Origin of the sequence: Texcoconibacillus texcoconensis (genome assembly GCF_014202575.1) — a bacterium.
Classification (GTDB): domain Bacteria; phylum Bacillota; class Bacilli; order Bacillales; family Salisediminibacteriaceae; genus Texcoconibacillus; species Texcoconibacillus texcoconensis.
This window is the reverse complement of record NZ_JACHHB010000003.1, coordinates 65,660-78,004: the sequence shown is the minus strand read 5'-3', so window position 1 is coordinate 78,004 and position 12,345 is coordinate 65,660. Positions and strand designations below refer to the sequence as shown.

Genomic DNA, 12,345 nt, shown 5'->3' with positions numbered 1-12,345 from the left:
GCCGAGCCTCCAGCGCTAGTCGCCGATTGCCAGGCACCCTTCGCTTTTCTTAGTGTCTAGCTCAAACGCCTACGAGCTCGAGGTCACTTCGTTCCGACAATTGAAGCAGAAATCGCTTCTTCTTGTCGGAACTCCAGTGCTTGTCGCTCGTGTTCGAGGCGTTTTCGCTTTTCGTAGTGTCTAGCTATAGGTGCCATCGGCTCGAGGTCGCTTCGACTCGTCAATAGAAGCAAAAAGCGCTTCTACTTGCCGAGCCTCCAGCGCTAGTCGCCGATTACCAGGCACCTTTCGCTTTTCGTAGAAATTGGGCATAAAACGTTTTTGGACCCATATACATGTATTAGATATTGCGATGGGGCAAAGCCCTGTTTTCGCTATGCATGTTCAGGGGGGATGCCGGTGCTACGAATTTACTTTGATGACGTTGATTTAGGAAGTCAATTTTCCCAACATATACAGGATTCATTTCATACATATTATGCGAATGCACCAGAAACAGTTACATGTGTATTTCGTAGACAACGCAAGCAAAGTTCTGTTGTAATTATTCATTACGCTGAAGAAGCCAAAGAACAAGTGACTTCTTTACTGGCTTCCATTTTAAAAAATCAAACGTTAAAACATTTTGAAAAACATTGGCTGATTGAAGTACTGCGAAGTCGTTTTTTCTATCAAGATGAGGTTGAAATCGAACAGATTGTTCGTATGGCTCGTCAGATGTTGTTCGGTGACTACCCTGATTTATTTGATAAAGAACGCCGGGACGAGTGGCATGGATTTATTTATGATCAATTTTTGCATTTTTTAAGAAGTATGGTTGATTTTTCATATGATTCGTTTATTTATTTTCGACTCAAGCAGAAGGAAGACTATTTAATCCCTATTTTGGAAACGGCCATTGACGAATATAAATTAGAACAATCTTATCAAACGATGATTGAGACGTGTCGTGATTTCATTGCCAATCACCCTCCGAAGATCTCATCAGTTCACCTTGTACTAAAAAATGAGTTAACACTGTACGATGATCAGGGGAGTGAATTAGACGGAATGATGCTCCTTAGCATGACAGATGACCGTGTCAATTTTGACGAAGGTCTTCCTTTTTCTGAAAGGGTGATTAGTCCACTCGTTAGCATAGCACCAAATTACGTGTATGTTCATGCCCACCGGGAGCAGGAAGAAATCATGCAAACGTTATTTACGATTTTCCAAGAACGTATACGCATTGTGAGTCAAGAAAAACTAGGCGTATTTGAAAGAAGTTGAAGAGGTGACAAGTGACCCCCTTGATTTTCGTTGTTACGTTGGATATAATACCTTCATATAAGTGATCATACGATTCAATGTAATGACGAGGACAAGAGTGTCGTTTACGGTTTTCAGAGAGAGAAGTCATCGGCTGCAAGCTTCTTAACACGAAACGTCTACTTACCACCTCTGAACTTCAGCAGGGAACACTGATCGTAAGTATCTGCTGACGGCGACGCCCGTTACCGCGACCGAGTGCTGTTTCTCAGACGATGAAGTACGTCTTCTATTGTGATGAGACTGCAGAATCAGGGTGGAACCACGAGTATACACTCGTCCCTTTGAGAGGGATGAGTGTTTTTTGTATGCTTCGTTACTTTGTATGAAACAAAAAAATGTGAAGGAGTGAGAATGATGGCTGAAGAATTACAAATCACGTTTCCAGATGGACAAGCAAAACCTTTTCCAACTGGAACAACGACAGAGGATATTGCAGCTTCGATCAGTCCAGGTTTAAAGAAAAAAGCGGTGGCTGGAAAGTTTAACGGAGAAATGATTGACCTTCATACGCCCCTACCAACAGATGGTGCGATTGAAATCGTGACACTTGATCAAGAGGACGGATTAGAAGTTTTACGCCACAGTACAGCCCACCTCATGGCACAAGCTGTAAAACGACTTTACGGTGATGTGAAACTAGGTGTAGGCCCTGTGATCGAAGGCGGATTTTATTATGACATTGATATGGAACATACACTGTCACCAGAAGATTTGCCGAATATTGAGAAGGAAATGAAGCGTATCATTGACGAAAACTTATCGATTGAACGAGTAGAAATGACGCGTGAAGATGTGATGAAGCGCTATGAAGAAATCGGTGACGAATTGAAATTAGAACTTCTTGAAGACATTCCAGAAGGAGAAACAATTAGCGTTTACGAGCAAGGTGAATTCTTTGATTTATGCCGAGGTGTACACGTCCCATCGACTGGAAAATTAAAAGCGTTCAAGCTCTTAAACGTAAATGGCGCTTACTGGCGTGGGAATAGCAACAATAAAATGCTCCAACGTATTTACGGGACAGCTTTCCCTAAACAAGCGCAAGTCGACGAATACTTAAAACAACTTGAAGAACGAAAAGAGCGCGACCATCGTAAACTAGGTAAAGAGCTTGGCATCTTTACGATTAACCAAACAGTTGGACAAGGTTTACCGATCTGGCTTCCGAAAGGGGCAACGATTCGTCGTACAATTGAACGTTACATCGTTGATTTAGAAGAACGTCTCGGGTACGATCATGTTTACACACCGGTCCTCGGAAGCGTTGACTTGTACAAGCAGTCTGGACACTGGGACCATTACCAAGAGGATATGTTCCCGGCGATGCAAATGGATAACGAAGGTCTGGTCTTGCGCCCGATGAACTGTCCGCACCATATGATGATTTATAAAAACGATATGCACAGTTACCGCAACTTGCCGGTTCGTATCGCTGAACTTGGTATGATGCACCGTTACGAAATGTCTGGTGCTCTTGCAGGGTTGCAACGTGTACGCGCGATGACATTAAATGACGCGCACATCTTCTGCCGTCCAGACCAATTAAAAGCAGAATTTATCCGCGTCGTTGAGCTTATTCAAAATGTATACCAAGACTTCGGCATCGATGATTACTACTTCCGTTTGTCTTATAGAGACCCAGAAGACAAAGAAAAATACGTCGACAACGACGAAATGTGGGAAAAAGCACAAGCGATGCTAAAAGAAGCTGTCGATGAAATGGGTGTCGATTACGTTGAAGCTGAAGGTGAAGCAGCCTTTTACGGTCCAAAGCTAGACGTGCAAGTAAAAACTGCTTTAGGAAAAGACGAGACGCTCTCCACAGCGCAACTTGACTTCCATTTGCCGAACCGCTTTGACCTCACGTACGTTGGAGAAGATGGCGATCATCACCGACCAGTTGTGATCCACCGCGGGATCGTCTCGACGATGGAACGTTTCGTTGCATTCCTCATTGAAGAATATAAAGGTGCGCTTCCAACATGGCTTGCTCCTGTTCAAGTACAAGTCATTCCGGTCAGTGAAGTGCATATGGATTACGTACGTTCAGTTGAAGAGAAACTTCAAAAAGCAGGTGTTCGTGTGGACGTTGATGTCCGTGATGAAAAGCTCGGCTATAAAATCCGCGAAGCACAAATGCAAAAAACGCCATATATCCTCGTCTTAGGCGATAATGAAATCGAAAATCAATCAGTTAACGTACGTAAATATAGTGAAAAAGACACTGAAGAAGTAGGCTTAGAAACGTTCATCTTCAACATGAAAGATGAAATCGAAAAGCGTAAATAAAATGTACGAAAAGGGAGGCGTTAATATAAGCCTCTCTTTTTCATTTGAAAAAAATGGTTATTGTGTATGTCTGATGAAACGTTGTTGAACAATGACGAAAAAATGATAAAATTGCTGTAAGTTGTCAAAAAATCGTCAAGAAATTTAAAAGACATGTGAAATCAGGGGGATAAACGATGGTCACAAACGGTAGGTCTGATCGTCCACTCAACTGTGAAGCAATAGAGCAACTGCTTACAGAATTAGAAAATCATCAAATCAAGCCAAGTGAAAATACAAAAAATCAACTGACAGAATTCCAGAAACTGCTAAAAATTTTCGATGAAGCGTCAATTGTTGTTGTTACCGATAAAAACGGAACGATTGAACAAGTAAATGATACATTTTGTCGAATTTCAAAATATGAACGCCACGAATTAATTGGTCGCACGCATCGTATCGTTAAATCAGGTTACCACACGTCTTCATTTTATCGCGATATGTGGAAGACGATTTCTGCTGGAGAAGTTTGGACAGGGGAGATAAAAAACAGTGCAAAAGATGGGTCGACTTATTGGGTAAAAACGACGATTTATCCGATTTGTGACGATGAAGGGAAACCAGAAAAGTATGTTTCTGTTCGGACAGACATTACAGAAGGTAAAGAACATGAAGAAAGAATGCGTGAATTAATCGAAAGCGATTATGTGACCGTGATCGAAAACCTACAAAATTTTGTTGTGAAAATAAAAGACCAAGGGTCGGAAAACTATTGTTTAACACTTATAGAAGGTCGTTTAGCTAAAGAAATCGAATTGGATCCAAAATATTATCAAGGTAAGCAGGTCGTTGATGTATTTGGTGAAGAAAATGAACAACTCATGTTTGAACAAGTTCAGGAAGCATTTAATGGGGAAACCGTCAATTTTGACTTTGAATTACAAGGTCGTTATTTGCATGCTGACTTCTCACCGGTCTTTCAAGATGGTACGAATAAAGTTATTGAAGTTGTCGGGTCTGTAAGTGACGTAACGGATCTTAAACGATCAGAACTTGCTGTCAAACGCATTGCTTATCACGATATGCTCACAGAACTGCCAAACCGACGTAAGTTAGAAGAGGATTTAACCCCTCAAATTATAAAAGCGAAAAAAAACAGCGAAAATATTGCTGTACTTCTTATAGATTTAGATCAATTTAAAAATATCAACGATTCCCTAGGACATGCTGCAGGAGATGAGCTTATTAGAGGAGCAGCATCGAGGATTCAACAAGTAGGTACAGAAACGTTGACAGAGTCAGCCAGTTTGTACCACTTAGGGGGGGACGAGTTTCTTTGTTTACTTTACGGTGTAACAAAACAAGAAGCAAAGCAGTGTGCTGAAAATATCATTGACGCATTCGATTACCCTTTTTCTTATCGAGGTGGCGCGTTTTATCAAAAAGCAAGCATTGGTATTTGTATGTACCCTGATGCTGCTGCACATTCAGCAGAGCTTCTCAAATATGTAGATTTAGCTCTGTTAACGGCCAAAGAATCAGGTCGAAATACGTATCGCTTTTTTTCTAGTTCGATGAAAGACAAGCTGTTTTCCCGTTTTCAAATAGAAAATGATCTTCGAAAAGCGTTAAAGTCAGATACGCAATTTGAACTTTATTACCAACCGATCAACACGACCATAAATGGTACACTAGAGGGTGTTGAAGCACTAGTACGTTGGAATCATCCTGAGCGTGGCGTCGTATCACCATTGGCATTTATCGATATCGCTGAAGAAACAGGTTTGATTGTTCCTTTGGGGCAATGGGTTATTCGTGAATCGTGCCGTCAATTAAGATGGTGGCAAGGTATGGGTTACACATCTCTGACGATGTCTGTTAATATATCTTCACGGCAGTTTCGACATGGTTCGTTTGTAGAGGATATACAATCGATATTAGTGGAAGAAGGTGTATCCCCAAAGCATTTTCAATTAGAGATCACCGAAAATGGGCTTATGGAAAATACGGAAGAAATGATCAACACCTTAAAGAGGTTGCGTGAAATTGGTTTTCGAATTGCGATCGATGATTTTGGGACGGGATACTCATCGTTAAGTTATTTAAAGAAATTCCCAGTGACGAGTTTGAAAATTGATAAGTCGTTTGTATTTGGCTTACCGAATGATTTAGGAGATGAAGCGATCGTTTCTTCTACAATCCAACTGGCCCATCGTCTAGGGTTGTATGTGATTGCAGAAGGGGTCGAGTCACAGGATGCATTAGTAAACTTAAAACAACACGATTGTACCTATGTGCAAGGTTACTATTTTAGTAAGCCATTACCTGCAGATCAGTTCACAAACGAAATCCTTTCTAGACGAACTAAAAATGAAGACTAGTTCTTATCTTCCTTGTTGTTGACAAAGAAATATAGCTATGTTACCTTATTCAAGTGAACAAAAATTGGACGCAAAGCAAGAAGAAGCGCCCGCTTCTCACCTGATTGACTTAAAAGATGTTGACAGGTTACCGTGTAGATCGAGTGAATCGGAAGTGTGGGCGACGTATGTACCCACACTTTTTTTAATGATTAAATGTACTTTCAGGGCGCTGATCGTGCGTTTGATGATAAAGCACGGACGGTGCTTATACAAACTTTTATCTTGCTTTGATCCGTTGAATAATCCTTGGAGGTGGCTCATTATTAGTAAAGACATGTTCATTAATGAAGACATTCGTGCCCGGGAGGTACGTGTCATTGGCCCAGATGGGGATCAAGCCGGTGTGAAATCGAAGCAGGAAGCTTTGCAAATGGCTGAAAATGCTAATTTGGACCTTGTTCTCGTTGCACCAAACGCAAAACCCCCAGTGTGCCGGATCATGGATTACGGTAAATATCGCTACGAGCAGCAAAAGAAAGAAAAAGAAGCACGTAAAAATCAAAAGACGATCAACGTCAAAGAAGTTCGTCTCAGTCCGAACATTGAGGAACATGATTTCAATACAAAGCTTCGTAATGCTCGTAAGTTCTTAAATAAAGGCGATAAGGTGAAAGCATCGATTCGTTTCCGTGGACGTGCGATTACGCACTCAGGAATCGGAAAAGACGTGTTAGAACGTTTAGCGGAAGAATGCAAAGATATCGCAACCGTAGAAGCAAAACCAAAAATGGAAGGTCGCAGCATGTTCTTAATGTTAGCGCCTAACAATACCGAAAGCTAACCTCAAGTTATTAGTGTTAAACATCACGGTCGAGTAGACCGCCTCATTCAACCTAAGACAACGAATTTTTATAGGGAGGATCACAGTTATGCCAAAAATGAAATCTCATAAAGGCGCATCAAAGCGTTTCAGAAAAACAGGATCAGGACGTCTTAAGCGTTCTCACGCATTCACAAGTCACTTAGCTCGCAGCAAGAGTGAAAAGCAAAAGCGTCAACTTCGTAAAGGTGCGCTTGTTGATAAGAGTGACCAAAGCCGTATTGAACAATTAGTTTCACAACGATAAATTGAACGGATATAAAAGATAAGCCGAGGAGGGATCAACGATGGCTCGAGTAAAAGGTGGATATGTCACACGTCGTCGTCGTAATAAAGTACTAAAGTTAGCAAAAGGATATCACGGTTCTAAGCACCGTTTGTTTAAAACAGCAAAACAACAAGTAATGAAATCACGTCAATACGCATACCGCGACCGTAGACAGCGTAAGCGTGACTTCCGTAAACTATGGATCACACGTATCAACGCTGCAGCGCGTATTAACGGTCTTTCTTACAACCGTTTTATGTATGGTTTGAAGCAAGCGGGAATCGAAATGAACCGTAAGATGCTTGCTGACCTTGCAATCAGTGATGAAAAAGCATTTGCTGATCTTGCAGAAAAAGCAAAATCGCAATTAAAATAATTAAGCAATATGTCTAATAGAAGAGGTTGACTCAGGTATAAGATGGAAAAGCGAATGGAGATGAGTAATTTTACGAATCTCCTCCTTTTTCATGACTACATGAGTCAGCCTCTTTTGCTTATGAAGACAAGTGCACGTTCGCGTTAGTGAAGTCAAGCATATGTTGTTAAAAGGCCAGGAAGTGGTGAAGCGTTATGTCAGTTGCTGCATATGGCGGCATCTTATTCGTTGTTATATGGTCATTTTTGAACTTGTTTTCTTTGTATATCATGATGAAAGATAAAAAGCGTTCACAGAAAAATCAATGGCGCGTGAAGGAGAAAACACTGTGGTACTGTGCGTTACTCGGGGGGAGTATTGGGGTATATATTGGTATGAAAATATTTAGGCATAAGTCGCAAAAGCCTATTTTTCGATATGGGATTCCGTTGTTAATCGTCGTTCAGATGAGTGCTTTTATCACCATTCTCATCACATTTTCAAGATTTTAAAATAAGCATAGTCTGATAAGCTCGTTCATATTTTAGAATAGAAGAGAGGAGGGTGCATCGTGGAATTAGGCATCGAAGAGATTCCTCATTTTATTGAAAGAGCTGGATGGATTGCGCCGCTATTATTCATTTTTCTTCATTTAATTCGACCACTCTTTTTTGTGCCAGTCATGGTTATTTGTATCATTGGTGGTTATCTATTTGGTGTTGTATATGGAACGATTTATTCTGTGATTGGTTTGTCTTTGATGAGTTTTATATTTTATCGCCTAGTCGAGAGTTTTCCTGCGATTCGTCAAAAAGTTACAAAGCTAAAAACGAAGCTATTTAAGGATCGAATGCTCACTTTAGGACAAGTGATGATTTTGCGAATGATGCCGTTTGTGCACTTTCATTTGTTAAGTTTGTACCTTATGGAAATGACAGGTTCTTTTCGTGATTATATGAAGTACTCTGTTGGAGGGGTTATTCTTCCATCACTTCTTTATACATCCTTTGGCAGGGCGATTACGGATATGCCGCCACTCATATCGCTTATTTCTTTTCTCTGTTTGATGGCCGTGTTTTACTACCTTGGCCAACGAGGGACGGTTAGTTACAAGTGGGATAAATTTTTCCCTTCACGGCAAGCGTCTTAGCGCGACGCAAAGCGTGGTGCATATTGGATTAAATAAAGCTGACTCCTACGTGTAGATACTGCGAAAATGGCAGTCATCCTTTGAAGTCAGCTTTTTAATGTTATTGTTTTTCAATTTGACGCATGAATTCCAAAATTGGACTTCTCCACTCAACCTTGGCTTTCGGATAGCGAAGGATTAATTCTTTTTCAAGGAAATAGAAATCATCCTTTTTTAAGCCACGCAAACGATCTGTCTCTTCGGTTCCGATTAAAATCTTGATGACATCGAACTTTTCCTCAGCGACCCCAACATATTTCTTCCCTTCAAATAAAACTCCGCGGTATGTGATTAACAAGTTTTGTCGGACATTTTCTTCATCGTCATAAATAAAAAAACGACCTTGATTGTATGCGGATTCAAAACTTCGTCGCGGGTCTCTTATATATTTCACAACACTGTAAATAATGATTGATATGGCGATGCCGATTAAAAATCGAAATAATAAAGGCGTCATTGAATTCTCCCCTTTGCGCACATTTACGTCTATAGGGTGCTCAATTTGATCATATCGGATGAAGAGTTATGAATCAATGCTTTTGTTTAATATATGTTTAAGTTTGATCAAAGGTTTCATTTTTCAATAAATAAAGGCAAAATAAAAGAAGAAATTATAAATAAGGAGTGCCGTTCATTGAATATTGAGACGTTATTTAATATGCAACGAGCTTTAGACAAACATATTGAAGAACAACACGAATTAACGAATGAAGATTTATTTGAGAAAAGAATACTCGCTTTTCAAGTCGAGTTAGGCGAACTTGCAAACGAGACGCGATGCTTCAAATTTTGGAGTACGAAGCCATCAGCAGACGCTTCTGTCATCGAAGAAGAATATGTTGATGGTCTTCACTTTTTGTTGTCATTAGGTATTGTATTAAATGCAGAGAATGAAGTAAGTGCAATGCTTGATGAAAAAGAAGAAGCTGAAAGTGTCACAACCCAAGTTGACGCTTTTCTTGATGTATTTGATTCATTGTCTCTTTTGCGTAAAAAAAGGGGTTCATCTGAGTATCAAACGTTATTTGTTCAATTTTTAAAGTTAGGACAAGTATTAGGGATTACTAAGCAAAACATGATCGATGCGTACATAAAAAAGAATGAAGTGAATTACCAAAGGCAACGTGAAGGTTATTAAATCCGAACGAAAATTGAGAAATTCAACAATCACCGCTATAATAGATAAGGTACATAGCGTAATTGAGGAGGGGCTACATTGGATCAAACATTAACAATGCTAAAAGAACTAACCGATGCTAATGGCATCCCAGGTAATGAACGAGAGGCACGCGAAGTGATGACTCGTCACATTTCTCCTTATGCCGATGAGGTAACTCAGGACAACCTAGGAAGTTTGATTGCGAAAAAAGATGGAACCGTAACGGACGGTCCTAAGGTTATGGTTGCCGGCCACTTGGATGAAATCGGTTTCATGGTTACAAATATCGACGATAACGGATTTTTAAAGTTTCAAACGGTCGGAGGTTGGTGGGAGCAAGTGATGCTCGCACAACGAGTCACGGTAATGACAAAAGAAGGAAATGTTCCAGGTGTCATCGGTTCAAAGCCGCCGCATATCTTACCGCCTGAAGCTAGAAAGAAAGCCGTCGATCAGAAAGATATGTTTATCGATATTGGCGCAACGAGCCGAGAAGAAGCAGAACAATTCGGTGTTCGCCCAGGCGATTCTGTCGTTCCTGTTTGCGACTTTACAGTTATGAAAAATGAAAAAATGTTAATGGCAAAAGCATGGGATAATCGCATTGGTTGTGCGATTGCGATTGAAGTGTTAAAACGACTGAAAAATGCAGAACACCCGAATACTGTATATGGTGTCGGGACGGTGCAAGAAGAAGTAGGTTTACGTGGAGCGAAAACGAGTGCCCATTATATTCAACCAGACATCGCTTTCGGTGTTGATGTAGGAATTGCTGGTGACACACCAGGTGTAAGTGAAAAAGACGCACAGTCAAAAATGGGTGAAGGTCCGCAAATCATCATGTATGATAAATCCATGATTTCTCATAAAGGATTGCGCGATTTCGTTACGGACACAGCTGATGAAAAGGAAATCCCTTATCAATTTGACTCGATAGCAGGTGGAGGAACTGATTCTGGCTCTATCCACTTAACGGCAAATGGTGTACCTGCTTTATCGATTACGGTTGCGACGCGTTACATTCATACACACGCTGCAGTTTTACACCGAGATGACTTTGAACATGCTGTTCAATTGATTGTCGAAGTCATTAAAAAACTCGATAAACAAACCGTTGAACGGATTACATTTACGTAAAAAAAGACCAGTCGTGAGAAGAAGTTCTCGCGGCTGGTCTTTTTGATGGCGCATGAGATTTATTCATAAAGTTGAGAGTTACACTCATAAAATCACTTCTGCTTAAATAAATAGCGGCTGTTCCATATGGTGGTAACACAGCCGCAGTTAAAGGTTTATCCTTGCTGTTGTAAGCCATTAGAGATCGTTTGAATCATTTGCTCTTTATCTTGATCGCTCGCTTGTTGCCAATAGACTTCGAACATGACACCTAAGCCCGGTAACATCTTCTCCTCGCCACTTTGTAAAGCATCATCAATTGTCGCTTCAACTTCTTCTGCACTGGAACCTGAAATGTTTTGCATGATCGCACCACGCAATTGAAAACTCATCTTATTAACCTCCTTAAATCCGATCAATTTGTTGCATGTCTGGTAGCCATGCCGTTATGACTTCTGTTATAGTATGTCTTATCTAGAAAATAATATGTAATGACACAAAGAAAAGATAGACCGTGAATGGAACGGAAAGGGAGCGTAGTATCAATGGACATGATTTCATCTGTGAAAAATGATCACGTCAAACAGTGGAAAGCTTTGCACCGTAAAAAAGGACGTAAAGAACAAGGGCGCTTTCTCGTAGAAGGACCCCATCTTATAAGCGAACTAACAAAAAGCGATTGGACAGTTGAAGAACTGATCATGACCGACCAACAAGCCGATATTGCACGTAAACTACCACAAGTACCACAAACGCTAGTAAGTGAAAATGTGTTTAAGCAAATTTCTGAAACCGAATCTCCACAAGGCGCAATTGCCGTTTGTTCATTACCGAAAATGGAAGTGCCTATAGAAGCTGAAAAGCGTTATTTATTGCTAGACCGCATCCAAGATCCGGGAAACCTAGGTACGATCATTCGTACGGCGGAAGCTTCAGGTGTCGATGGCATCTTTTTAGGTGATGGAACCGTGGATCCGTTAAACGGAAAAGTTGTTCGAAGCACGCAAGGAGCACTATTTCACTTATCGATTGAACAAAGATCGTTGCATGAAGTTATTGCAGAATGTCGTGAAAAAAGTATTCCTGTCGTTGGAACTTCACTTGAAGGTGACGATTATGGTGATATTGAACCGAGAAATAGCTTTGCGCTATTAATGGGCAATGAAGCACAAGGCGTAAGTGACTCTTTATTACCCGAAACGGATTTCAATACGAAAATACCGATCTTTGGACAATCAGAATCTTTAAATGTTGCTGTCGCTACAGGGATTTTATTGTATCATTTGCGCCGTGAATAAAAGCTTGTTTGCGAAAGCGCAGATTTTGTTTTATAATGACAGTCATACAATTGACTAAACGTATAACGACGTTGAAGGAGAGTAGTACGCTGATCACCCGCATCCAGGGAAGGAAAGCCATAGACTGAAAGCTTTCCC

Annotated in this window: 14 protein-coding genes and 2 other annotated features; of the genes, 11 read left to right on the top strand and 3 right to left on the bottom strand. The window is 40.6% G+C overall.

Annotation, left to right across the window (positions count from 1 at the left end; all coding sequences use genetic code 11):
- Positions 1-83 precede the first annotated feature (83 nt).
- Positions 84-233, bottom strand: coding sequence for a hypothetical protein (locus HNQ41_RS04155; RefSeq protein ID WP_184663166.1), 150 nt, complete (start codon positions 231-233; stop codon positions 84-86).
- 166 nt (positions 234-399) lie between these two features.
- Here HNQ41_RS04155 and HNQ41_RS04150 point away from each other — a divergent pair, with 166 nt between their 5' ends.
- The 8 genes from HNQ41_RS04150 (at position 400) to HNQ41_RS04115 (ending at position 8,595) form a co-directional block, all read left to right on the top strand.
- Positions 400-1,269 (top strand): sporulation protein YtxC, encoded by an 870-nt coding sequence (locus tag HNQ41_RS04150; protein ID WP_184663165.1) that lies wholly within the window; start codon positions 400-402, stop codon positions 1,267-1,269.
- A gap of 73 nt (positions 1,270-1,342) precedes the next feature.
- Positions 1,343-1,595, top strand: a binding site (T-box leader).
- Between the two features lie 70 nt (positions 1,596-1,665).
- Entirely contained in the window at positions 1,666-3,600 is a 1,935-nt protein-coding gene (thrS, locus tag HNQ41_RS04145) for a threonine--tRNA ligase (RefSeq protein ID WP_184663164.1), read from the top strand.
- Between the two features lie 176 nt (positions 3,601-3,776).
- The gene (locus tag HNQ41_RS04140; RefSeq protein ID WP_184663163.1) at positions 3,777-5,960 is read left to right on the top strand and encodes an EAL domain-containing protein; all 2,184 of its coding nucleotides are present in this window, start codon (positions 3,777-3,779) and stop codon (positions 5,958-5,960) included.
- 71 nt (positions 5,961-6,031) lie between these two features.
- Positions 6,032-6,151 (top strand) — a sequence feature (ribosomal protein L20 leader region).
- 125 nt (positions 6,152-6,276) lie between these two features.
- Positions 6,277-6,783, top strand: coding sequence for a translation initiation factor IF-3 (infC, locus tag HNQ41_RS04135; protein WP_184663318.1), 507 nt, complete (start codon positions 6,277-6,279; stop codon positions 6,781-6,783).
- Between the two features lie 88 nt (positions 6,784-6,871).
- Entirely contained in the window at positions 6,872-7,069 is a 198-nt protein-coding gene (gene rpmI, locus HNQ41_RS04130; RefSeq protein ID WP_184663162.1) for a 50S ribosomal protein L35, read from the top strand.
- 40 nt (positions 7,070-7,109) lie between these two features.
- A complete protein-coding gene (gene rplT, locus HNQ41_RS04125; RefSeq protein WP_184663161.1) occupies positions 7,110-7,466 on the top strand; it encodes a 50S ribosomal protein L20 in 357 nt (118 codons plus the stop codon).
- A 194-nt stretch (positions 7,467-7,660) separates the two neighbouring features.
- Positions 7,661-7,957, top strand: coding sequence for a DUF1294 domain-containing protein (locus HNQ41_RS04120; RefSeq protein WP_184663160.1), 297 nt, complete (start codon positions 7,661-7,663; stop codon positions 7,955-7,957).
- A gap of 59 nt (positions 7,958-8,016) precedes the next feature.
- A complete protein-coding gene (locus HNQ41_RS04115) occupies positions 8,017-8,595 on the top strand; it encodes a TVP38/TMEM64 family protein (RefSeq protein ID WP_343043323.1) in 579 nt (192 codons plus the stop codon).
- Positions 8,596-8,695: 100 nt separating this feature from the next.
- Here the strand turns inward: HNQ41_RS04115 and HNQ41_RS04110 are convergent, their stop codons facing one another.
- Positions 8,696-9,091 carry a sigma-w pathway protein ysdB gene (locus HNQ41_RS04110; protein WP_184663159.1) on the bottom strand — a complete coding sequence of 132 codons (396 nt, stop codon included), beginning with the start codon at positions 9,089-9,091 and terminating at the stop codon, positions 8,696-8,698.
- Between the two features lie 177 nt (positions 9,092-9,268).
- Between HNQ41_RS04110 and HNQ41_RS04105 the strand changes: the two genes are divergently transcribed.
- Positions 9,269-9,772 (top strand): dUTP diphosphatase, encoded by a 504-nt coding sequence (locus tag HNQ41_RS04105; RefSeq protein WP_184663158.1) that lies wholly within the window; start codon positions 9,269-9,271, stop codon positions 9,770-9,772.
- 96 nt (positions 9,773-9,868) lie between these two features.
- A complete protein-coding gene (locus HNQ41_RS04100) occupies positions 9,869-10,930 on the top strand; it encodes a M42 family metallopeptidase (RefSeq protein WP_184663316.1) in 1,062 nt (353 codons plus the stop codon).
- Positions 10,931-11,085: 155 nt separating this feature from the next.
- Here the strand turns inward: HNQ41_RS04100 and sspI are convergent, their stop codons facing one another.
- Positions 11,086-11,301 carry a small acid-soluble spore protein SspI gene (gene sspI / locus HNQ41_RS04095; RefSeq protein WP_184663157.1) on the bottom strand — a complete coding sequence of 72 codons (216 nt, stop codon included), beginning with the start codon at positions 11,299-11,301 and terminating at the stop codon, positions 11,086-11,088.
- A 153-nt stretch (positions 11,302-11,454) separates the two neighbouring features.
- Between sspI and HNQ41_RS04090 the strand changes: the two genes are divergently transcribed.
- Entirely contained in the window at positions 11,455-12,207 is a 753-nt protein-coding gene (locus HNQ41_RS04090; protein ID WP_184663156.1) for a TrmH family RNA methyltransferase, read from the top strand.
- Positions 12,208-12,345 lie beyond the last annotated feature (138 nt).